Origin of the sequence: Paraburkholderia sp. RL17-383-BIF-A (genome assembly GCF_046028015.1) — a bacterium.
Lineage (GTDB): Bacteria > Pseudomonadota > Gammaproteobacteria > Burkholderiales > Burkholderiaceae > Paraburkholderia.
Genome location: NZ_JARESR010000012.1, coordinates 138,918 through 160,527 on the forward strand (window position 1 = coordinate 138,918; position 21,610 = coordinate 160,527).

General features: G+C 61.2%; 20 protein-coding genes. 13 read left to right on the plus strand and 7 right to left on the minus strand.

Going from position 1 to position 21,610, the window contains the following annotated elements:
* Window positions 1-10: 10 nt before the first annotated feature.
* The 3 genes from P0D71_RS16535 to P0D71_RS16545 all read right to left on the minus strand — a co-directional run bounded on the left by P0D71_RS16535 (window position 11) and on the right by P0D71_RS16545 (window position 1,137).
* Window positions 11-274, minus strand: a complete 264-nt coding sequence (locus P0D71_RS16535; RefSeq protein WP_095422938.1) for an HPr family phosphocarrier protein — start codon at window positions 272-274, stop codon at window positions 11-13.
* Window positions 275-339: 65 nt separating this feature from the next.
* Window positions 340-786: a hypothetical protein gene (locus tag P0D71_RS16540; protein WP_408182093.1), complete on the minus strand. Its 447-nt coding sequence runs from the start codon at window positions 784-786 to the stop codon at window positions 340-342.
* 225 nt (window positions 787-1,011) lie between these two features.
* Window positions 1,012-1,137, minus strand: a complete 126-nt coding sequence (locus P0D71_RS16545; RefSeq protein ID WP_286162082.1) for a hypothetical protein — start codon at window positions 1,135-1,137, stop codon at window positions 1,012-1,014.
* Between the two features lie 268 nt (window positions 1,138-1,405).
* Here P0D71_RS16545 and P0D71_RS16550 point away from each other — a divergent pair, with 268 nt between their 5' ends.
* The 7 genes from P0D71_RS16550 to P0D71_RS16580 are packed head-to-tail and all read left to right on the plus strand — an operon-like array spanning window position 1,406 to window position 9,422.
* Window positions 1,406-2,239: a fused MFS/spermidine synthase gene (locus tag P0D71_RS16550; protein ID WP_408481039.1), complete on the plus strand. Its 834-nt coding sequence runs from the start codon at window positions 1,406-1,408 to the stop codon at window positions 2,237-2,239.
* 20 nt (window positions 2,240-2,259) lie between these two features.
* Window positions 2,260-4,269, plus strand: coding sequence for a hydrogenase 4 subunit B (hyfB, locus tag P0D71_RS16555; RefSeq protein WP_091802606.1), 2,010 nt, complete (start codon window positions 2,260-2,262; stop codon window positions 4,267-4,269).
* Entirely contained in the window at window positions 4,266-5,216 is a 951-nt protein-coding gene (locus P0D71_RS16560) for a respiratory chain complex I subunit 1 family protein (protein ID WP_408348169.1), read from the plus strand. Before hyfB ends, P0D71_RS16560 begins: the two co-directional genes overlap by 4 nt.
* On the plus strand, window positions 5,217-5,876 hold the full coding sequence (locus tag P0D71_RS16565; RefSeq protein ID WP_091802611.1) for a formate hydrogenlyase: 660 nt from the start codon (window positions 5,217-5,219) through the stop codon (window positions 5,874-5,876).
* Window positions 5,869-7,329 (plus strand): hydrogenase 4 subunit F, encoded by a 1,461-nt coding sequence (locus tag P0D71_RS16570; RefSeq protein ID WP_408481042.1) that lies wholly within the window; start codon window positions 5,869-5,871, stop codon window positions 7,327-7,329. Before P0D71_RS16565 ends, P0D71_RS16570 begins: the two co-directional genes overlap by 8 nt.
* A 3-nt stretch (window positions 7,330-7,332) precedes the next feature.
* Window positions 7,333-8,895 carry a hydrogenase large subunit gene (locus tag P0D71_RS16575; protein WP_408481044.1) on the plus strand — a complete coding sequence of 521 codons (1,563 nt, stop codon included), beginning with the start codon at window positions 7,333-7,335 and terminating at the stop codon, window positions 8,893-8,895.
* Entirely contained in the window at window positions 8,895-9,422 is a 528-nt protein-coding gene (locus P0D71_RS16580) for an NADH-quinone oxidoreductase subunit B family protein (protein WP_408481046.1), read from the plus strand. Before P0D71_RS16575 ends, P0D71_RS16580 begins: the two co-directional genes overlap by 1 nt.
* A 453-nt stretch (window positions 9,423-9,875) precedes the next feature.
* Here the strand turns inward: P0D71_RS16580 and P0D71_RS16585 are convergent, their stop codons facing one another.
* Window positions 9,876-10,370, minus strand: coding sequence for a universal stress protein (locus P0D71_RS16585; RefSeq protein ID WP_408481099.1), 495 nt, complete (start codon window positions 10,368-10,370; stop codon window positions 9,876-9,878).
* A 349-nt stretch (window positions 10,371-10,719) separates the two neighbouring features.
* On the opposite strand from P0D71_RS16585, the gene P0D71_RS16590 reads away from it, so the two are divergent.
* The gene (locus P0D71_RS16590) at window positions 10,720-11,052 is read left to right on the plus strand and encodes a hypothetical protein (RefSeq protein WP_408481101.1); all 333 of its coding nucleotides are present in this window, start codon (window positions 10,720-10,722) and stop codon (window positions 11,050-11,052) included.
* Window positions 11,053-11,200: 148 nt separating this feature from the next.
* Here the strand turns inward: P0D71_RS16590 and P0D71_RS16595 are convergent, their stop codons facing one another.
* Window positions 11,201-12,562, minus strand: a complete 1,362-nt coding sequence (locus P0D71_RS16595) for an ATP-binding protein (RefSeq protein ID WP_408481048.1) — start codon at window positions 12,560-12,562, stop codon at window positions 11,201-11,203.
* Between the two features lie 2 nt (window positions 12,563-12,564).
* Window positions 12,565-13,224, minus strand: coding sequence for a response regulator (locus tag P0D71_RS16600; RefSeq protein ID WP_408481050.1), 660 nt, complete (start codon window positions 13,222-13,224; stop codon window positions 12,565-12,567).
* A gap of 142 nt (window positions 13,225-13,366) precedes the next feature.
* Here P0D71_RS16600 and P0D71_RS16605 point away from each other — a divergent pair, with 142 nt between their 5' ends.
* The 4 genes from P0D71_RS16605 (at window position 13,367) to P0D71_RS16620 (ending at window position 17,617) form a co-directional block, all read left to right on the plus strand.
* Window positions 13,367-13,834: a PepSY domain-containing protein gene (locus P0D71_RS16605; RefSeq protein ID WP_408481052.1), complete on the plus strand. Its 468-nt coding sequence runs from the start codon at window positions 13,367-13,369 to the stop codon at window positions 13,832-13,834.
* 108 nt (window positions 13,835-13,942) lie between these two features.
* Window positions 13,943-14,413: a DUF2271 domain-containing protein gene (locus P0D71_RS16610; RefSeq protein WP_087670468.1), complete on the plus strand. Its 471-nt coding sequence runs from the start codon at window positions 13,943-13,945 to the stop codon at window positions 14,411-14,413.
* A gap of 8 nt (window positions 14,414-14,421) precedes the next feature.
* Window positions 14,422-16,638 carry a PepSY domain-containing protein gene (locus P0D71_RS16615; protein WP_408481054.1) on the plus strand — a complete coding sequence of 739 codons (2,217 nt, stop codon included), beginning with the start codon at window positions 14,422-14,424 and terminating at the stop codon, window positions 16,636-16,638.
* Window positions 16,619-17,617, plus strand: a complete 999-nt coding sequence (locus P0D71_RS16620; protein ID WP_408481056.1) for an FAD:protein FMN transferase — start codon at window positions 16,619-16,621, stop codon at window positions 17,615-17,617. Before P0D71_RS16615 ends, P0D71_RS16620 begins: the two co-directional genes overlap by 20 nt.
* On the opposite strand, the gene P0D71_RS16625 is transcribed toward P0D71_RS16620, so the two are convergent.
* Window positions 17,589-20,249 carry a cation-translocating P-type ATPase gene (locus P0D71_RS16625; RefSeq protein WP_408481058.1) on the minus strand — a complete coding sequence of 887 codons (2,661 nt, stop codon included), beginning with the start codon at window positions 20,247-20,249 and terminating at the stop codon, window positions 17,589-17,591. The genes P0D71_RS16620 and P0D71_RS16625 overlap by 29 nt on opposite strands.
* 244 nt (window positions 20,250-20,493) lie before the next feature.
* Between P0D71_RS16625 and P0D71_RS16630 the strand changes: the two genes are divergently transcribed.
* Complete coding sequence (locus P0D71_RS16630) at window positions 20,494-21,552, plus strand: AI-2E family transporter (RefSeq protein WP_408481059.1); 1,059 nt, start codon at window positions 20,494-20,496, stop codon at window positions 21,550-21,552.
* Window positions 21,553-21,610: the final 58 nt, after the last annotated feature.

The following is a 21,610-nucleotide window of genomic DNA, read 5'->3' on the forward strand; positions in this document are numbered from 1 at the left end:
CTGAAGCGGGTCAGGAAGACACCTGCGCATGCAGAACCGCCGACAGGGCATCCATCGCGGCGCTTTCGTCGGGCCCCGTAATCAGGATGCGTACGAGCGTGCCTCGCCTCACCCGAAGGGACATGACGGACATGACGTCCTTGGCGTTAACGGACCGGCCGTTCGCCATGCAGACGATATCGCTGCCAAACCGGGCAGCACTCACCGCGAGCCTCGCCGATTCGTGCCCGTTCAGCCCCCACCGGCCATTTATCTGAATCAATGCCTCGACCAACCCACTCCCCTTTGCACGTAAATCGTCACAGCCGACGCCCCCGCCCGGACATAGCCACACAGCACTCAATGCATGGAACTTGCGGCCCTCTGCGCAAGGAAAGCGCGTAATTCCCGGTCCCATTCGTCATCCCGCACCGCAATGTCGACCGTGCCGAGTCGCTTCATATCCCGATCCAGATGAACCGCCCGAAGCGATTTTGGACGCAGTGGAGCACGAAAGAACTTCCCGTCGTCGTCCAGAAACAGACAGGGCCGCTGCCGGTATCGCGCCCCGAAAAGCGAGGTTGTGTCGTGGACATGGCGGGCCGATTCCTTCTGATAGACGAAGATGACATTGATCCCGCAGTCTTCCAGGCTGTCGCAGATGTCGGAGAACCGGTACAGCATCTGAAATCCCCGCTCGCCCGCCCTGCCTACACCAATGACAATCAGTCCGTGACGGCCCATCAGGTCTCGCAAGAACCGGTGCGTGTAGTCATGGGACAAAAGCGAAATACTCGTGTCAATCACGTCGATCTCCCCTCAAACGCAGCGCCCCGTCCGCACGATCCCCGCATTCAGGCTCGCAAACACAAAGGGCGTGCCGGTCAATAACCAGCATTATCATTGTAGCGCACTCTAATGATGATCTTATTATCATAATATGTGCGTCCGCGTCAGGCAGACCGTTTCCATCCTGATGGCGGCTTCGGGCGCGGCGAGCGGGACGTCACGAAGCCGCAGCCAGCTATTGCGCTAGCGGTCGAGCCAATAGATCCGTCCGCGCAGATCGTCGATCAGCGGCACGATCGCCAGCGCGATCAACAGTGCCGCGAGTGGAAATAGTCTGCTGGCATCAGGTATCGACTCCTGTGTTTGCATGCATCGAGCCGCGCCGGCGCATGCAGGAGCCGGTGCGGCAAGCTGCTTCTGAAATTCCATGCGTTATGTGAGGCTCGCGCCGTCAATGCCCCGGAAGGACGCGGCGCCGCTTTTCCGCGGATGTCGCCGGAGCGGCATCGGTGGAACCATCTCGACAAAGCTGCTACGATGATAATGACATTATCATAAACTGGTAACCCGATGCACCTTACGGTCTGGCAGATTCAACGCACGCACCCGGCCCAGGCAGTTTCCGGAGACGATTGATTTGTCGGCCAATCACCATCACTTCAGGCAGGCGCTGGCGGAACTGTTGAATGGCCCGCCCGGAAATCCCGTGCCCGTGGTGAGCGACGGGTTGCGCACACGGTCGCTGCGCTTCGGTCCATTGGGCATACAAAGCTCGATGCGCAAGCGCGACCCGTTCGAACTCGACCTCCCGTACACACGGGCCATGATGACCTTCGGGCTCTTCCACCACGCCCCGCGAGACATCCTGATCGTGGGGCTGGGCGGAGGATCGTTGTCGAAATACTGCTTCCAGAAGTTTCCGTCGGCGCGGGTCACTACGGTCGAAATCGACGCGAATGTGATCGCGTTGCGTGAATTTTTTTTCGTCCCGCCCGATTCGGAAAGATTCCACATCGTGCATGCCGACGCGGCCGCGTATCTTTCACACCGGACGGGCATTGCCGACGTGATCCTGCTCGACGGCTTCGACGCAACGGGTCTGCCCGCTGCCCTGTCCAGCCAGTCGTTTTACGATTCTTGCCGTGCGGCGCTGCGCGACAAAGGGGTTCTCGTGTCAAACCTGCTGAACAATGACGCCCGGCTCGCCACGCACCTCGCCCGGATGCGCCGGGCGTGCGACGCAAACCTGCTCCGCACCACGGCGCAGTGCGGGGCAAACGTCATCGCCGTCGGCTTCAAGCGGAGAACCGTGCCGGAGTGGGACGACCTCCATGCCCGCGCGAAGGCCTTGACGACATCGCTGGGTCTCGACCTGTGTCGTCACGTCAAACGAATGGAACATCATCACCGGGAGGAGTCTGATTCGGAGTACCCTTCGTCCGGCGAGCCTGCCGTCGAACACGACATCTGACAGCCCCGGAGACAACGGCGATGGAACACCTGCTGGTCATCCACTACGTGCTGCTGGTCGTCGCGGGCTGGCTGATCGTCAGCGTTCTGGGACTCGCCAGCCTGCGACGGACACGGGTGGTTGCGCACGGGCTGTTTCCGGTCGGCGCAGTGTTTGGCCTGGCTCTGTTCGGGCTGGGCCTGACCGGCGTTTTCGCCGGTCCTCAGGAAATCATCCTGCCGCTCGGGTTGCCCGACCTCCCCTTTCATCTTCGGCTCGATGGACTGTCGGCGTATTTCCTGGCTGTGCTCGGCGTGGTAAGCACGGGCGTCAGCGCGTTCTCCGCCGGTTATTTCCGCAAGGGTGAAGGCACGCCGCCCGGCTTACTCTGCTTCGAATATCACGTGTGCCTCGCGAGCATGGCGACACTGTTACTCGCGGACGATGCGTACAGCTTCATGGTCGCATGGGAAACGATGACCGTGTCGGCAGTCTTTCTTGTCATGACCAATCACCGCATCGCGGAGATCCGTCGAGCCGCTTACCTCTACTTCCTGATCTCCCATGTCGGCGCGCTGGCGCTCCTGTTGTGTTTCGGCCTGCTGCAAGCCAATACCGGCGACTATACGTTTGCCAACATGCGCGAACAGCATCTCGACGTATTCTGGGCCTCCGCCGCATTCCTGCTGGCGCTATTCGGCTTCGGCGCAAAGGCGGGGGTCTTCCCCCTGCATGTGTGGCTACCCGAAGCCCATCCGGCTGCGCCGTCACCCGTGTCCGCCCTCATGAGCGGCTTTATCCTGAAGGCGGGTCTGTACGGCATTCTGCGCACGGTGTTCGACTTGCTGCATGTCCAGTTGTGGTGGTGGGGAGTCTTCGTGCTGGCCCTCGGACTCTTCACCGCCCTGTTCGGCGTCGTGTTCAGCGCGATCCAGACAGACATGAAACGGCTGCTCGCGTATTCGTCGATCGACAACATCGGGCTGATGTTCGTCAGCATGGGACTGGCGATCCTGTTTCGCGCGTACGGCATGAACAGTCTCGCCGCGCTCTCGTTGACTGCGCTGTTCTACCAGATCGCCAGCCACGCAACGTTCAAAAGCCTGCTGTTTCTCGGCACGGGTTCCGTGCTGCATGCCACCGGCGAACGCAATCTCGGCCGTCTGGGCGGCTTGATCCGCGTGATGCCGTGGACCGCATGGGCGGCGCTCGTGGGCGCATTTGCGAGCGCCGGACTGCCGCCGTTGGGCGGGTTCGTCTCCGAATGGCTGTTGCTGCAGAGCTTTCTGTTCACGCCGGGCTTGCCGAACCCGTTCCTGAATATGGTGGTGCCGCTGGTCGCGGCGCTGATCGCGCTCGTGGCCGCGCTGGCAGGCTATACGATGGTGAAGTTCTTCGGCATCGTCTTTCTGGGTCAACCGAGAGAGGCGAAGCTGGCGCAAGCGCGCGACGCGAGCCATTGGGAGCGCATCGGCTTCGTCTGGCTGGCGGCGATATGCGTATTGCTCGGGCTGCTGCCGGTGCAGTTCGTGGCCGTGCTGGACCGCGTCACCCGGACGCTGGTGGGAACCGGCATCGGCGAGGCCGTCGCGCGCAATGGCTGGCTGCTGCTCGCGCCCACCAGCGTAGACCGGGCCAGCTATATGCCGGCTGTTTTTCTGCTGTTCTTCTGCGCGTGCTGCGCGCTCGCCTGGTTACTGGTCCGCCGTCTCTACCACGGGCGCCTGAGGCGCGCGGCGCCGTGGGCCTGCGGCTATCCGTTCGTGACCGCTCGGATGCAGGACACTGCAGAAGGGTTCGGGCAACCCATCCGCGAAATTTTCACGCCGCTATTCAAGATCGAGCGCCGGCTTCCTTCGCCGTTCGACCAACACCCGGAGTACAGCGTCACCGTGACGGATCGCGCGTGGACCCTGATCTATGCGCCGCTGGAACGGCTGATCATGCGCATCGCGGCATTGGCCGGACGGCTTCAGACCGGCCGCATTGCCATGTATCTGATGCATAGCTTCATCGTGCTGATCGTGCTGCTCATGCTGGTGAGACGATGATCACGCTTTCCGGACTGATTTCGCAGGGGCTCGAAATCCTGCTCGCACTCGCGGCCGCTCCGCTGCTCACGGGCTGGGTCAACATGTGCCGCGCCCGCTTACAAAACCGCCGCGCGCCGAGCATCTGGCAGCCTTACCGGATGCTTCACAAGCTGTTCAACAAGGAGTCAGTGGTCGCTAGCCATGCAAGCCCGATATTCCGTGGCGCGCCTTATGTTGTCTGGGCGTGCATGACGCTCGCCTGCGCGATCGTGCCGACGCTCTCGACCGACCTGCCGCTCTCGCCTGCCGCGGACGCAATCGCGCTGGTCGGCCTCTTCGCGCTGGCACGTGTGACGCTTTCGCTGGCCGCTATGGATATCGGCACCGCGTTCGGCACGCTCGGCGCGCGTCGCGAGATGCTGGTGGGTTTCCTCGCCGAGCCCGCCTTGCTGATGGTCCTGTTCTCGGCATCGCTCATCACGCAGTCCACCTTGCTGACCAGCATCGTCGCCACGCTCAGTCACCGCGAACTGGCAATCTATCCGAGCCTTGCTTTCGCGGGCATCGCGTTCACGATGGTGTCGCTCGCCGAGAACGCGCGTCTGCCGGTCGATAACCCGACTACCCATCTCGAACTCACGATGATCCACGAAGCGTTGATCCTCGAATATTCGGGCCGGCATCTCGCTCTGATGGAATGGGCCGCGAGTCTCAAGCTGTTCGCGTACTCCTGCATCGGCGTTGCCCTGTTCATTCCGTGGGGCATTGCCGAAGCCGGCAATCCGACTGCGCTGCTGTTCTCCATCCCCGCGCTCTTCGTCAAGCTTCTGGTGGGCGGCGCGGTGCTCGCGATAGTCGAGACGAGCAACGCGAAGATGCGCATTTTCCGCGTCCCTGAGTTTCTCGCCACGGCCTTCCTGCTGGCCGTCATCGGGATGCTCGTTCATTTTCTGCTGGGGGCATGAATGCACGGATTCGCCACGCAGATCATCAACTTTCTGGCCGCCATCCTGCTGCTATTGTCGTTTGCGATGTTGAGCCAGCGCCGGATCCTGTCACTGATCCACCTCTACACGCTGCAGGGCCTGACGCTCGTATCCGCCAACCTGGTGCTCGGATACGTGACCGCCGACTCGCACCTCTACATTTCCGCGATGCTGACCCTCGTGCTCAAGGTCGGCCTGATCCCCTGGATTCTCTACAAGCTCGTGCAGCGGCTCAATGTCAGGACGGATGTCGAACCGCTCCTCAATATTCCCGCCACACTGCTGGTGGGCATCGTGCTCGTGATCATCGCGTTCAATGTCGCCTCGCCGATCAGCCAGCTCGCCTCGTCGGTCGCGCGCGGCACGCTCGGCATTGCGCTCGCCTGCGTGCTGCTGTCGTTCATGATGATGATCACGCGTGCGAAAGCGATCCCTCAGGTGATCGGCTTCCTGTCGATGGAAAACGGCCTGTTTTTCGCCGCGGCCGCAGCCACTAACGGTATGCCGATGATCGTCGAACTCGGCATTGGACTCGATGTGCTGGTGGGCAGCCTGATCCTCGGCGTGTTCATGTTCCAGATCCGGGAGCAGTTCGACAGTCTGGACATTCATCACCTGGAAAAACTCAAGGATGACTGAAGCCTGGGTACTGCTGCTGGTTTTCGGGATCCCGCTTTTCGCGGGCGCATGTCTGGCGCTCGTGGGACAACACCGTGTCGCGGCGGAACTCAACGTCGGGTTCAGTTTCCTCACATTCGCGGCCGCCGCGCTGCTTGCCGTGCAAACCGTGGCACACGGGCCTGCGTTCGCGCTGGGCAAACTGTTCTTCGTCGATCCGCTCAATGTGTTCCTCGTCGCCCTGACGGCTTTTGTCGGCTGGACCACTTCGATCTTTTCGAGGCCGTACATGCGCATCGAGCGGGACCGGGGCAAGATGACCGGCCCTCGCATGCGCCTCTACCACAGCATGTACCAGCTGTTCATCTTTGCGATGCTGCTCGCGCTGCTCACCAACAACATGGGCATTCTGTGGGTCGCCATGGAAGCCGCCACGATCGCGACCGTGCTGCTGGTCAGCGTATATCGCACCGCGGCCAGCCTCGAAGCCGCGTGGAAGTACTTCATCCTGTGCGGTGTCGGCATCGCACAGGCGCTGTTCGGCACGATCCTGCTCTATCTTGCCGCGAGCCGGCAACTCGGCGGCGACGAGGCACTGCTCTGGACGAGTCTGAATGCGGTCAAGGGCAGTCTCGACCCGACCATCATTTCGCTCGCGTTCGTGTTCCTGCTGATCGGCTACGGCACCAAGGTCGGCCTCGTGCCGATGCACAACTGGCTGCCCGACGCGCATGCCGAAGGCCCCACGCCGATTTCCGCCGTGCTGTCCGGCCTGCTGCTCAATGTTGCACTCTATGCGGTGCTGCGCTGCAAGGTGCTGGCCGATGGCGCACTCCATAACGGCCTGCCGGGAAACCTGCTGGTTGGCTTCGGATTGGTCTCGGTGCTGGTCGCCACCTTTTCGCTGTTCCGGCAAAAGGACGTCAAGCGGCTTTTTTCGTATTCGTCGATCGAGCACATGGGTCTGATGACGTTCGCCTTCGGACTCGGCGGCCCCATTGCGACCTTTGCGGGTCTGCTCCACATGACGGTGCATTCGTTGGTGAAGTCGGCCATTTTCTTTACCGTGGGGCATGCGGCCCAGAAGGCTGGCACCCAGGCGATCGACGACATCCGAGGTTTGTTGCGTGTGAGCCCAACCGTCGGCTGGGGCATGATGCTCGGCGCGCTCGCGATCCTCGGCATGCCGCCATTCGGCGTCTTCGCGAGTGAGTTCCTGATCCTGACCACCGCGATGAGCAAGCTGCCGTGGGCCACGCCCTTCCTGTTGCTCGCGCTTGCTGTAGCCTTCGCGGCTATCTTCGTGCGCGTGCAAGGCATGGTGTTCGGCGACACGACGGCCAAAGTTCTTGAACACCCACCGGCGTTGCTGCCCGTGTTCGTCCATCTCGGCGTCGGGTTGATGCTGGGAGTCTACATTCCGCCCTATCTTGCAACGTGGTATCGGCAGGCGGCGGCCATGATCGTGGGGTGACACATGCGCATTGAGGCATTCGGGTTTTCCGACCTGGTTCGCCTGTCCGTGTTTGCGGGCAGGTCCTCGGCTTTTCTCGCACGTGTCGATTTTGATGCGTGGACCCGCACCGCCGGCACCGTGCGCGAGACGGGTGGCCGTCTGATCTCCCTGTGGGGTGCCGAAGAGACTCCGGGCACATTCACTATCTCTGTCGCATACGCGCTGGAAGACGGCATCTTGTGGCTTAAGTTGCCGGTAGGCGACGGGCATGGGGGCAGCGACGGATACCCCGATATATCGGCGCTCTTTCCGTGCGCGACACGCATGCAACGGGCCGTCTACGATCTGGTCGGGCTGCGCGCGATCGGCGCCGACGATACACGGCCGTGGCTGAATCACGGCAACTGGCCTGCCGATTACTTCCCGTTGCAGAAATTGTCTTCCAGGACCGAGCAGTTTCAAATCCAGGAAGCGGACTATCCGTTCGTCCACGTCGATGGTGACGGTGTCCACGAGATTGCCGTCGGTCCGATCCACGCAGGCATCATCGAGCCCGGACACTTCCGCTTCTCGGTCGTCGGCGAAAAGGTGTTGCGCCTCGAGGAACGGCTGGGCTATGCGCACCGGGGAATCGAGCGGCTATTCGAACACATGCCCGCGCTCGACGGACACCGTCTCGCAGGACGCATCGCCGGAGACACCACGGTCGCCTTTACGTGGGCCTATTGTATGGCGGTCGAGCGCGCGTTGAATGGACGGATTCCGCCACGCGCGCAGTGGCTGCGTGCGCTATTGCTCGAGCGCGAGCGCATTGCCAATCACCTGGGCGATCTTGGCGCGCTCGGCAACGACGCGGGGTTCGCGTATGGTCTCTCGCAGTTCTCCCGTCTGAAGGAAGACTGGTTACGCCTGAACAATCTGGCTTTCGGGCATCGCTATCTGATGGACCGGATCGTTCCCGGGGGCTTGTCAACGGACCTCGATGCGCGCTTCGTCACCTCGATGCTGACGCAGTGCGATCAGATCGACACACAAGTCCGCGTCATGCAGCGCATCTACGAGGATCAATCGGGACTGCAGGATCGCTTTGCAGGTACGGGCATACTTTCCGCAAAATTGGCGGAGCACTTCGGTGTGTGCGGGCCGGTCGGACGTGCGAGCGGCCGGAAAATCGACGTGCGTATTGATCACCCTTACGCGCCCTACCACGAGGTTCAGGTGCGGATGGTCAGCGATGACCGGGGCGATGTGGCAGCCCGGACCGCCGTCAGGTTCAACGAAATCTACGAGTCCACTCGGTTGATCCGGACCCTCCTCGCCGATCTGCCTGGTGGTGACATCGTCTCCCGGGTCGAATACAGTGGCTCGCCATCCTGCGGGGTCGGTTGGATCGAAGGCTGGCGGGGCGATGTATTCATCGCACTCGAGACCGGGGCAGACGGAACCATTTCGCGCTGTCACTGCCATGACCCGTCGTGGCAGAACTGGCCGGCCCTGGAGCACGCGATCATCGGCAATATCGTTCCGGATTTCCCGCTGATCAACAAGTCGTTCAATCTGAACTACGCGGGACACGACCTGTAATGTGGCAACTTCTCAAACAGATCGCGACAACCGGCACACCGACTCAACGCCTGCCCGATGGCGATGAAGCATGGCGGTCCGAAGGCCACCGTATCCAGCAGGAAATACTCGACGTGCTGGGTCGGGCGCTATGCATTCGCGAGATTGATGCGGGCTCCTGCAACGGCTGCGAACTGGAAATCCATGCGCTCAACAATCCGTACTACAACATCGAAGGTCTGGGTATCAAGTTCGTCGCGAGTCCCCGTCACGCCGACATGCTGCTCGTCACTGGCCCGCTGACACTGAACATGAAGGAAGCAGTGCTGCGGGCCTACGAGGCAACGCCGCATCCGAAGCTGGTCGTCGCAGTTGGCGAGTGCGCCTGCACCGGAGGCATGTTCAAGGAAAGCTACGCCGTGTGCGGACCGCTCTCGAAACTTTTTCCTGTCGACGTCACGGTGCCGGGTTGTCCGCCGCCCCCCATCGATATCCTGAGAGGCATTCTCGCCGCGCTTCGTGTGAAACGCACGTTGCTCAAGCCATGATCACCAGCCGTGACATACGCCGCTGACAGTGTTCCTGGTTGAGGGTTCCGCGCGGGAACCAAGTGTGATGACGACTCCAGCACGCCACACTGATGTTTATAAGGACCGTGGAACAGCAGTCTAAGCTCGCACCCGGCGCGCTCTTGCATAGGGCCGGCCATACAGAAGTAACTTCAGATCCAGCGTTCGCATGGTCAAGCGTCTTGACCCAGTGGGGCTCCTGCGCGATCTTTCTGGCAATTGTAGCGGTGTGGGGGCTGGGCAGCGCACATGCCGACTGAATCCCGAACCCGCCCAGCGCGTCAGTCGACGTTTCCCGCGCACGGGTGAAAACCTGAAGTCCACAGTCACCGAAACCGGCCATTGCAGCGGTTCAGGCTATGGGGAAACACGCACCGGGAAGGCTGCGACCAAGGCACGGGCTACGATGTACGTCCGGAGCGGAGAAGGCTTTTATTCAGACGGCTGCCTGCTGGATTCCACAACATGGCCCGCATCGGTCTGCGTCGGCTCCCGGACGACGAGGACCGGGATCCGACAGTGCGTCAGCACCTTCAGGGTCTCACTGCCGAGCAATAAGGCACGCATGCCGCCTCGGCCATGGGATGCCATGACAATGAGATCACAGCTTCGTTGCGCTGCCACGCTGATAATCGCCTCATACGGGTGAGCGTGGTTTCTGGTAACCGTATCGCACTCGACACCGGCCTGGGTAGCCGCTTTTGTGACGGCCAGCAGATAGTTATCCGCATGCTGTCGGGTAACCTGAATGACCCGATCCTCCGTGTCGGCGATCATTTCGGTGCCATACGCGAGGACATGGAATTCCGGAATGACATGGAGCCCGGTGACCTTTGCGCCGCTTTCCGTGGCAAGCGTCACCGCCATCTGGATAGCAGCGTCAGAAAGTGTCGAACCATCGGTTGGCACCAGCACATGCTTGAACATACGTTTCTCCCAGCGGCCAGGTCTGCTCGTCCTGAAGTCCTGCCCGGAGCCCACCGCTTGAGCCAGGCACACCTGAAACAAGGCGACTTCTTTCAGTATAGTCAGCTTTATGAAGCCTGCCAGGTCGACTGATTTGTGTGTCAAAGTGCCGCGCGTCAACCTCACCGAAGTCAGATACATTCGACAGGCATCCGGCGTCGTTCCGGGTTCGCTCAGCGCGCACCAGACGCTCGGCCTGCGGCTTGTCGCAGATCGTCCCGCCACTCGGCTGCTTCCTGCCGATGCGATGCAGCAGATCAAACGTTGGATCAACCCGGTCGTGGCTCAAGCATCTTCCCGAAAATCTGCAATGACGCCCATCAAGTTCATACTCCGCTACACGGCTGTGCCGTTCATGGCAATCGTCGCCGTCGTATCTTGGGCCTCACTTCACTCGTCTGCCGAAATCGATGCCCGACAGTACGCGGCATTATCAGGCGCCTATGCAAGCTTCCCGGTGGATCTCCGACGAGATATCAGACAGGCTCTGCATTCGGGGAAGCTGAGCAAGTGGGATTATTCGTCGCTGGTACGGGAATCCCTCAACGATGGAGTTGTTCTCGACTGGCCGTCCGACGATAAGGAGGACGTCGCTACCGAGCGGGAAAAGCTGGCTGCGCTCGTCAAGGCGGACCGACCCTGAGCCACGCCACTCACTGAGTTACCAGTATAGATACGCCACGCTCGTTGTCTGGGATGCCACCCCGTTTTATTGATAAGGCATCCATATTTATAGAAAGTGGCTTGGCCAGACCTGCTGTTTGCAGCAGTGGCCTTGATTTCAGCCCTGGCTAGCGGACTCTCTCGCGAAAGACTGGTGGCGAATCAGGTATTGCCAGTCCCTCCACGACGGCTTCAAAGCCGTCCGGCATGCCGGCGGCTGGCGAACCTAGCGTGAGTCGTGCGCCCGCCGCCTGGGCGATCGCATTGACGATTGCCAGCCCCAGGCCGCTTCCCTTCGCTGTTGTGGCCCCGCGTTCGAACGGCTGGCTCAGGCGCGCGAGCGTCTCCGAGGGTACGACAGGCCCCCGGTTCCGGACGCTCAAGGTGCCGCCGCTCGTGAGCATGATACGAACGGCCGTTGCGTCCGTACCGTGCTTGACGGCGTTTTCAATAAGGTTGCGCGCAAGAATGGCGAAAGCGTCCTGGTCGATTCGCGACAATACGGGTTCATCGGGCAGGCTCAGTGCGAGTTCATTAGATCGTGCAATGCGCCGGACATCGTCGACCACGAGTTGAAGGACGGGCCGCAAGTCTTGCGCGATATCAGAGAGGACGCGGGCGCCTTCTGCCCGGGCCAGTTGCATGAGCTTTTCGCTGAGTCGCACGAGCGTCTGCAAAGTGATCTCGACGTTTCGCGCACGTTGCTCGATTGGCGTGCCTTGTGCCTCGGCTATCAGGCGTTGCGTTTGCGCAAGTGCTGCGGCAATCGGCGTGCGAAGCTCGTGTGCGCTGTTGGCCGTGAAGCTGCGCTCGGCGCTCAGTGCCCGGTCAAGCCGCTGCATCAGGTCGTTGACCGCGTCAGCTATTGGCTCGATTTCCGTAGGCATGCCGACCTTGGCGAGCGGAGTGAGATCGTCGCGACCTCTAGAGGCAACACCCTCGCAAAACCGGCTGATCGGACGCAATCCTGTCTTCACGATCAGCCACGTGCCGACGAGGCCAAGCAAGATGAGAACAAGGAGCGGCTCGATCACCGCAAGTGCCGCCCGGGTGCTGACGTGACGGCGCTCAACCAGGGGTTCCGCAATCGCGAGCAGGACCGTTCCTTGCAGGACCGTTTCCGTATAAATCCGGTGGCTGGCCGTCGACGTGAAGCCTGCCTTCAGATCAGCCGGGAAGACCCCAGGGTCCGCATCATGAGACTGCAGGACGGTCTTGCCGGTTTGGTCGCGCACGATATAGGTGAGCAACTCGTCGTGCGCGCGTACGGCCGCTACGCGCTGTCCGGTGCTGCCTTGCGTACTTAGATCAAGGATATCCGTGACGGCCAGCGGCACGAGCCGCTGCGCCGTCTCCTGCAAGGCGCTATCCGAGATCCGGTCGATTTCGTCTTGCAGGACATGAAACGCCGCTGCTCCTACAAGGAGCGACAGTGCGGCCAGGCCAACGGCAAGCGCTACTGCGAGGCGCGCCTGGAGGCTGTGCAGCATCGCTAGCACTGCCTGAGTTTGTAGCCGAGGCCACGCGCCGTCTCGATCAGGTCGCCCCCCAGCTTCTTGCGCAGCCGGCTCATGTGCACCTCGATGGTGTTGCTGCCGATTTCGGCGTTAAACGAGTAAAGGCGCTCTTCCAGCTGCGCCTTTGAAAGAATCATGCCCTGTCGCTGAATGAACGCCTCGAGCAATGCCCATTCGCTGGCGGTAAGGGAAATGGAACGGCCTTCTCGACAGATGCTGTGGGCGGCCAGATCGATCTGCAAATTGCCCAGTGTGACAAATGGGTTGGGATTGCCTGAATACCGGCGCGCAACGGCGTTGACGCGCGCGGTGAGCTCGGATAGATCGAATGGCTTGACAAGGTAGTCGTCGGCGCCAGCGTTTAATCCGGCGATGCGGTTGGCGACCTGGTCGAGCGCAGTCAGGATCACCACGGGTACCGAAGAGCCGGATACACGCAATTCACGCAGAAAATCGATTCCCTTGCCGTCCGGCAGCAGCAGGTCCAGCAGGATCAGGTCGTAGTTCGCGGCTTGCACGTAGCGCCGGGCGTCGCCCAGGGTCGTGACGTAGTCGGTGGAATGTCCGTCCCGCGTGATCTGGTCCCGAACGGCTTGGCCGAGCAGCGGATCGTCCTCGACAAGCAGTACTCTCATGCGATAGTCCCGGCGGTTGTTATCGCAAACTGTGCTACGCCAAGCTTACGCCAGGCTGAAGAAAAATCTTTTCGTTCGCAAGGCTGGCTTCAGGTATGGGCCGCATTGTAGAGCCTGTCAGGACAAAACCACACGCCCCGTCATGAAACGACCACCGATCCGAAGAAGCATTGCCATCGTATCCCTTGTCGCGCTATGCGCTGGCGTCGCCCAACTGGCGCAGGCGGACGACGACTGCACCGCACCGCTCACGAACTGGAAACCGGTCAGCGAGATCGATGCGCTAGCCAGAAAACAAGGCTGGAACGTGAGTCGGGTCAGAACGGATGACGGTTGCTACGAGATCCGTGGACTCGACGCGCAGGGGCGGCACTTCAAAGCCAAAGTCGATCCGGCCACGCTCGCGATCATCCGGCTGAAAACCGATGGCGACGCCCAGGACGAGCGCCACGGTGAAGACGGCGGTGAGCACGAGGACCGGAGCGGCCCGCGACCGGCTGCGGCAGGACCGCGCGCGCCCAACGATAAACCGGGTAACGCGGCAAGCGGCGCGCAGCCATCCAATGGGCTATTGACCCCGGGGAGCCGGCCGCAGGTTCAGATCCGCTGACCTGCGAAAACCGTCGTCGCAACACACTTTCGTCATACGCAAATCAACGCTGACGCAGGGTAAGTGCGCCGTCTCGCCCGGCGTAGCCACTATTGAAGAGGACAGGTCATGAAATACACATTCCCTATTGCAGCGCTTGCCGGTGCACTCGCGATTCCCTCGCTGGCGTTCGCCCGCCCCGTCACGATTGAAGCGCAATTAACCAATTACGGCGGTGACGGTGCGTACGTGGTGATGTACGTCACCGACCGGGCTGGCCGCTATCAGGGCACGCTGTGGATGGCAGGCGAGAAGGCGAAGTACTACAGGCACCTGAGCGCCTGGTACCGGATGACGGGAAATGGCGCGGCAAGGATCGACGGCATTACGGGTGCGAGCGTTGGTGCCGGCAGGACGCTGAAGGCAACGCTCGATCTTGCCGATACGCTAATCGACGCCGGCTACGAAATTCACGTGGATACCGCAGTGGAGAACATGAACGAGAACCCGTCCGAGGTGGTCGTTCCATTGACGACATCGGGAACCGGAAAGTCTGTCAGAGGGCGCGGCTATGTGAAGGCGTTTCGCTATACGTTGTGAGGGATGCCATGCTTCGCAAGCTTCATTCGTTGCCCGGACTGATCGCCGCCCTCGTCCTGATGGTCACGGCGATCTCCGGTGCGATGCTGTCTCTGAACCCTGTGATCGAACGCGCAGGCGTAGTTCAGGTTAGCCAGCATTCGCTCGACGCAGCGACGCTCGCCGCACGTGTGAAGGCCCATTACCCCGGCCTCGAGAAAATCGTGCGAAAGCCCTCGGGCGCCGTCATTGCCTATTACTCTTCAGGCGGCGAGTCTGGCGCCGCCAGCATCGATCCCGTGACAGGTGACGGTGTCGAACCTTATACGCCATCGACCACCATGCGCTGGCTGACCAATCTGCACCGCAAGCTGCTCATAAGCGATGCCGGGCGCGTCGCAACCGGCCTCGGGGCAGGTTTGATGCTGCTGCTGGCCGCATCCGGCCTTGCGCTACTCGAACGCCGTATGGGCGGATGGGCGAAGCTGTTCGGCCGCATTCGGGGTAGCGGTCTGCAGCGAATCCACAATGAGGTTGCCCGCGTCGCCATTCTCGGGCTGACGCTCTCGGCTGCAACAGGGCTCGTCCTGTCGTTGACGACCTTCGAGGTGATCCCCGAACGAGCCACGGCGCAACTTCCGTTTCCGGCCTCCGTGAGCACCGGCGCCCCGCTTGTAGTGAATCGCGTTGCTGCGCTCAGGAACGTCGATGTAACCGACCTGCGTGAACTGATGTTGCCCTCCCCCCAGAACCCGGGCGATGTCTACGCGTTGCGGACATCGAGCGGCACCGGCTACATCGACCCGTCGTCAGGGAAATGGCTCGCGTGGCAGCCCAATGACGCTTGGCAGCGTTTTCACGAGGTCGTGTTCATGCTGCATACGGGCGAGGGACTGTGGTGGCTCGCGCTGATCCTCGGGCTTGCGAGCGCGTCGGTGCCGGTTTTGGCGATTACTGGAGTATGGCTATGGGTGCGGCGTCGCCGCGCGACGGTAAAAGTTCCAGACAACGTGAGCGCGGGTCAGGCCGATACGGTCATTCTCGTGGGAAGCGAAGGAAACAGCACCTGGGCGTTCGCTGCCGCAATTCATCAGGCGCTGACGCGCGCGAATTTTCGCGTGCATATAGCGCCGATGAACGATCTTTCATCACGCCACTGCAAGGCGCAACGCCTGATCGTACTGACTTCGACGTATGGCGATGGTGAGGCACCGTCCAACGCCACGCAGTATTTGAGCAAGCTCGCGAGCATGAACGACTATGTTCCACCAACGTTTGCCGTCCTCGGTTTTGGGGATCGCCAGTTCCCCCATTTCTGTGGTTATGCGCAAACCGTGCACGATGCGTTGATCGCCAAAGGCGGCCAGGCGCTCATCGAGTGCAGCAGCGTTGACCGGCAGTCGGAGAGCACGTTCAGGAAGTGGAGCGAGCAACTGGGTATCGCACTCGACGTGCGACTCGACGTGCGCTACCAGCCGTCGCTACCGCGCACCGTCTCCCTGACGCTTGTGGAGCGCAAGGACTATGGACTCGACTCTGGAAGTGTCACGTCGGTGTTGCGCTTTGTCCGCAGCACACCGCGCAATCGGCGGTGGCACACCCCGCTGCAAAGGGCTCTGCCGTCATTCGACGCGGGCGACCTGCTCGGGGTGATCCCGCCCGGCGACACCGTGCCGAGGTTCTACTCGCTCGCGAGCGCTTCGCGAGATGGTTTTATCGAAATCTGCGTGCGCAGGCATGCGCATGGGGCCTGCTCTGGCTATCTGACAGCTTTGCAACCCGGCAACGCGATTCAGGCGTTCATTCGCCGGAACCCTGCGTTCAGACCCGCGGCGGGAGAGGCGCCAATCATTCTTATCGGCGCCGGGACGGGCATCAGCCCATTCGTCGGCTTCATCCGGCAAAACTCGGCGGGGCGGCCCATGCATCTGTATTTTGGTGCCAGACGCTCAGGCGAGGCGTTCCTGTACGACGAAGAGTTGCAGAACCTGGTCGGCAACCGCCGGCTGACGACTTTCAAGACCGCCTTCTCGTGCCCCGTACGGAAGACCTACGTGCAGGAGCGACTCATGGCCGACGCGCCAACGCTTCGTGAACTCGTCGCCAGCGGAGCGCAGATCATGGTGTGCGGAGGCAGAGACATGGCCAACTGTGTGGCCCGAGCGTGGGAACACATTCTGGATGGCTCCGGCCTTTCCGTGAACGAGATGAGATTGAAGGGAAGATATGTCGAAGATGTCTATTGAAGGACCGATGGCCGGTTGTCCCGAGCGCTATACGTTCAACGGACCGACGATGGGCACCCGATACAGCGTGCAATGCTACGCGCCGGCGGGGTTGGACCGCGCCCTGATCGCTTCTGAACTGGATGCGGCGGTACGAGCGGTAGACGAGGAAATGTCGAACTGGAAGGACAGTTCCGATTTGACACGGTTGAATAGAGCCGAGCCCGACGTCTGGGTGCCGATATCCCGCAATCTTGCGACGGTGCTGGTGCGCGCGACGGAGATGGGGCGCGAGACAGACAATGCGTTCAACGCAGGTGTCGGCGATGTGGTGGATCAGTGGGGCTTCGGCCCATCCAACGCGCCGCGGCCAACCATGCGGGAAGCCTCGCGCGAACGACCCCGACGCCCGCTGGTCGAACTGCTCGACGTCAACGTCGAGCAGTGTCGCGCTCGCAAGCAGGCGCATGTGAGCCTCGACTTGTGCGGTATCGCCAAAGGCTTCGGCGTAGACGAATTGGCGCGTGTGCTGGACAGTCATGACGTTCGGTCGTGGCTTGTCGGAATCGACGGTGAGATGCGTGCGCGAGGCACAAAGACTGGCCAGGCACTGTGGGCAATCGCAATCGAGCGTCCCGACTACGAACGCCGGGAGGCGCTCGGCGTGATCGAACTCACGGATATCGCGGTCGCAACTTCGGGGGACTATCGTCACTGGAGCGAATGCGAGGGCAAGCGCATCTCGCATGTCGTGGATCCGCGCACAGGTGAGCCCTTATGCAACGGGGTCGCGTCGGTCACAGTGCTGGCGAGGTCCTGCATGGACGCGGATGCTTATGCAACCGCGCTCATGGTGTTGGGGCCTCAGAAAGGCCTGGATTTCGCACGCCGCAAGCAGCTGGACGCACTTTTTCTGCTGCGCGATGGCGCACAAATACTGGCGATCGGCACGGGTTTGTTTGATGCGGGTTTCAACGGTATAGAAGTCCCCGGCGGATAAGGTGTTTCTCGAGCTCGACCAGAACGAACACCACACTGGAGAGCAGAACACACATTGCCAGCTCAGTCATATTAAGCGCGGTCGTCCGGAAAACGGTGTTCAACATGGGTACATAGATCGTCGCCAGTTGAAGCGCAAAGGTGAGCAGCACCGCGCCCACAAGGGGCATGTTTGAACGCGCTCCCCGCGCGAAAAACGACGCTTGCTCCGATCGGATGGCAAGTACGTGTCCCATCTGGGAGAGCGTGAGCACCGTAAAGGTCATGGTCTGCCAATGTGCCGAAGCGACGTGAATGGCGTATGCCTGCGTGAGCAGCGTGACACCAGCCATTGCGAGCCCAACCCATACGATGTGCTGCCACATGCCGCGGGCAAAGACGCTTTCCCCTGGGGGCCGTGGTGGCCGCAGCATGACGCCCTTCTCCGCCGGTTCGGCCGCCAGTGCCAGCCCCGGCAGTCCATCGGTGACCAGGTTAATCCACAGGATGTGTATGGGAAGCAAGGGAATCGGCAGGCCGAGAAAAGGCGCGAGAAAAATAGTCCATATCTCAGCCGAATTGCACGTCAAGGCGTAGCGAATGAACTTGCGTACATTATCGAAGATTCGCCGCCCCTCTTCGACGGCACCGACGATGGTGGCGAAGTTGTCGTCCAGCAGCACGATACTGGCCGCATCCCGCGCAACATCGGTGCCCTTTTTTCCCATCGCAATGCCGATATCCGCGCCGGCGAGCGCCGGCGCGTCGTTCACGCCATCACCGGTCATCGCGACGAACTGGCCATGCGCCCGAACGGCCTCGACGATCCTGATTTTTTGCGCCGGGTCCACCCGGGCAAACACGCGGGTATGCACAACCTGCGCGACTAGCGCTTCATCCGTGAGTCGACTGAGTTCCTGGCCGGTCAACACGGTGTCCCCGGGGGCGAGAATGCCAAGTTCGCGGGCGATAGCACACGCGGTTACAGGGTGATCCCCCGTGACCATTACGGGTGTGATCCCTGCCGATCTGCAAGCCTTGACTGCCTGCCGTACGTCGGGCCGCGGCGGATCACGCATGCCAGCCAGGCCAAGCAAAGTGAGGCCGCATTCGATTTCTTCTATATCGTGACCGGCAGGCAGACTGTCCCACTTCCGGCTCGCGACGGCGAGTACACGAAGACCACTATCCGCCATCGCCTCAGCCGCCGCCAGCACGCGTTCGTGGTCCACAGCGACCATCCCATGATCTGACAGGGACGCGTTGCAACGTTCAATGACCGTCTCCGGTGCGCCCTTCGTGTAAGCAATAAATCCGGTTCCGCTGCGGTGAATCGTTGTCATCCGCTTGCGATCGGAGTCAAACGGGAACTCCAGGAAGCGCGGGCTCGTGACTTCGAGCGCGCTCTTGTCGAAGCCAGCGTCAGCGGCCACTCTCCACAACGCAACCTCGGTCGGATCGCCTGCGACCTCCCCGCCCGCAGCGCGGCTAACGTTGTTGCATAACGCCAATGCCTCCAGCAAGCATCTCGTAGCGGGCCTTTTTGTATCGAACGATGCGATGGGTAACCGCACGCCATCAGCGTAGAGCTCAGTTGTGCACATCTCGTTCAGGGTCAATGTGCCAGTCTTGTCGGTACAGATCCAGCTCACGGACCCCAAGGTTTCGACCGCAGGCAAACGTCGCACCAGGGCATTGTGTCGTGCCATATTGCGCGCACCAAGGGCAAGCATCACGGTCACCACTGCGGGTAAAGCTTCAGGGATAGCGGCGACGGCAAGACTCAGGCTCGTGAGAAGCATGAGCAGCACTGGCTCGCCCCGCAGCACACCTGTCGCAAAGATGATCGCGCAGATCACAAGAATCATCATGGCCAACCGGCGCCCAAACGCTGCAAGACGCTTTTGCAGCGGCGTCTGGACCACAGGTGCCGCTTCGATCATCCCGGCGATCTTGCCGAGTTCGGTGGCCATGCCGGTAGCAACGGCAATACCTCGTGCTCGACCGTAGGTGACAACAGTGCCCTTGAAAGCCATATTTGTCCGGTCGGCGAGTTGTAGCGAAGCGTCGTCAAGCGACGCGGTGCCCTTCTCTACCGGCACCGACTCCCCAGTGAGAACTGCTTCGGCGATCTTCAGCCCGGACGCCTCGGCAAGACGAAGATCGACGGGAACGGTAGAACCGGTATCCAGCAAAACGACGTCGCCCTGCACAATGCCCGATGCCGGGACCGTTTGACATTCGCCTTCGCGAATGACTGTCGCCTGCAGCCTGGCGAGTTGTGCGAGCGACGCCATCACACGCTCGGCGCGATAGTCCTGGATGAAGCCGACTGTGGCGTTAAGCAACACGATCGCGACGATCACGAGCGCGTCCGCAGCCTCGCCGATCAGGCCCGACACGAGAGCCGCCGCCAACAGAGCGACGATCATGAAGTCCTTGAACTGACAGATCAGCATGTCAAGGACGCCCCGGCGCCGCTGCTCACGAATCTCGTTCGGCCCGTCTTTGGCGAGGCGCCGGTGCGCCTCTGCCAGTGTCAGGCCATCCTCGCAATCGGTGCCCAGTTGCATGGCGATGGCCGCGACCTGCATTGCGTGCCATGTGTTGGAACCCTCTGCCCCAGGGCAAATCGTGCGCGTCGGAGTCAACATGGACCGATCCTTCTGTACGAGAGTCGACGAACGTCGCATTGAAGCGGTACGCGGCAAGTGCCAGTATCGGTGCGGGTCAGACTCGCTGATTGACCTTTATCAAGCAGTAACGTGCGGGTAGCGACAGATCATATGGTCTCCGGTCTCGCATCTGGATGCATTGTTTCGGCCTGCGATGACTGCCCGGATACAGAAACGCCGAATCCACGAACGGGAGCGCTCAATGCGATCGGGAAAGCATGTCGTGCTAGCACTGCTTCTGGCTGGTCTGGTAGCTTTGGGGTTCATGGTTCTGCGCCCTTTTCTAGTTCCGGTCGCGTGGGCGCTGATTATTTCGTATGTCACCTGGCCCGCCTACAGCCGTTTGCGACGCCTGCTCCGCGAAAGCGCGGGTACTAGCGCGCTGCTGATGACCCTTCTCCTGACGTGTGCGTGCATACTGCCAGTCGTCTGGCTGATGAAGCCGTTGACAGAAGATCTAAGGGACGCCAGCCGGGCTATCGTCGCCTACTTCTCCGATCGTCCTCGCGACTTACCCGATTTTCTGGCGCGCATCCCCTGGATCGGGTCCTCGTTGCAGGCGTTTCTCGATCATGTGGAGATTGATCCCCCTGCCATCCGCTCCCAACTCTCAGGATGGGCGAATCGCTGGACAAGCGAAATTGGTGACCTCCTCGGAAGTGCGGCCCGGAACGCCACAAAGCTGGGGTTTGCTCTCGTGACGCTGTTTTTTGCGTATCGCGATGGAGAAAGTCTCCTGAATCAGATACGGCAGGCTTTGCGGCCTTTCCTTGGCGAGCGCCTTGACGACTATCTCACCGCGATCGGCAGCATGACCCGATCCGTCGTCTACGGCATTGTGCTGACAGCAATCGCGCAGGCAGTGTTGGCCGGGCTGGGTTACTGGGCCGCAGGCGTAACTGCGCCCGTCACGCTGGCAGGGATCACTGCTCTCGTAGCATTGATTCCTTTTGGCACGCCATTGGTATGGGTGCCGGTGGCGGTCGGCCTTCTATTTGCGGGCCGCACGGTGGCCGGAGTCGGGTTATTGCTCTGGGGAATGCTGGTCATTAGCTGGGTAGACAATCTGATAAGGCCGTTTGTGATTAGCAGCAGCGCACGCATTCCATTTCTGCTCGTCATGTTTGGTGTGCTTGGTGGACTCGCCGCATTCGGTCTGATCGGATTGTTCCTTGGGCCCGCCATACTGGCTGTTCTGATGGCGCTGTGGCGCGAATGGCAGACAGAGGCGACACGGCAACAGGTGCGGCAACCGGTTCAGCGGAATGACATACCTAAGTAGTGGATCGCCAGCGGTGCTGGCACGAGCTTATCCAATCGGAACACAAGTAAATCATTTC

Coding starts and splice junctions, on each gene's coding strand:
- P0D71_RS16545 (WP_286162082.1), bottom strand. CDS start 1,137: ATGCAAACACAGGAGTCGATACCTGATGCCAGCAGACTATTTCCACTC.
- hyfB (WP_091802606.1), top strand. CDS start 2,260: ATGGAACACCTGCTGGTCATCCACTACGTGCTGCTGGTCGTCGCGGGC.
- P0D71_RS16560 (WP_408348169.1), top strand. CDS start 4,266: ATGATCACGCTTTCCGGACTGATTTCGCAGGGGCTCGAAATCCTGCTC.
- P0D71_RS16565 (WP_091802611.1), top strand. CDS start 5,217: ATGCACGGATTCGCCACGCAGATCATCAACTTTCTGGCCGCCATCCTG.
- P0D71_RS16570 (WP_408481042.1), top strand. CDS start 5,869: ATGACTGAAGCCTGGGTACTGCTGCTGGTTTTCGGGATCCCGCTTTTC.
- P0D71_RS16575 (WP_408481044.1), top strand. CDS start 7,333: ATGCGCATTGAGGCATTCGGGTTTTCCGACCTGGTTCGCCTGTCCGTG.
- P0D71_RS16580 (WP_408481046.1), top strand. CDS start 8,895: ATGTGGCAACTTCTCAAACAGATCGCGACAACCGGCACACCGACTCAA.
- P0D71_RS16585 (WP_408481099.1), bottom strand. CDS start 10,370: ATGTTCAAGCATGTGCTGGTGCCAACCGATGGTTCGACACTTTCTGAC.
- P0D71_RS16590 (WP_408481101.1), top strand. CDS start 10,720: ATGACGCCCATCAAGTTCATACTCCGCTACACGGCTGTGCCGTTCATG.
- P0D71_RS16595 (WP_408481048.1), bottom strand. CDS start 12,562: ATGCTGCACAGCCTCCAGGCGCGCCTCGCAGTAGCGCTTGCCGTTGGC.
- P0D71_RS16600 (WP_408481050.1), bottom strand. CDS start 13,224: ATGAGAGTACTGCTTGTCGAGGACGATCCGCTGCTCGGCCAAGCCGTT.
- P0D71_RS16605 (WP_408481052.1), top strand. CDS start 13,367: ATGAAACGACCACCGATCCGAAGAAGCATTGCCATCGTATCCCTTGTC.
- P0D71_RS16610 (WP_087670468.1), top strand. CDS start 13,943: ATGAAATACACATTCCCTATTGCAGCGCTTGCCGGTGCACTCGCGATT.
- P0D71_RS16615 (WP_408481054.1), top strand. CDS start 14,422: ATGCTTCGCAAGCTTCATTCGTTGCCCGGACTGATCGCCGCCCTCGTC.
- P0D71_RS16620 (WP_408481056.1), top strand. CDS start 16,619: ATGTCGAAGATGTCTATTGAAGGACCGATGGCCGGTTGTCCCGAGCGC.
- P0D71_RS16625 (WP_408481058.1), bottom strand. CDS start 20,249: ATGTTGACTCCGACGCGCACGATTTGCCCTGGGGCAGAGGGTTCCAAC.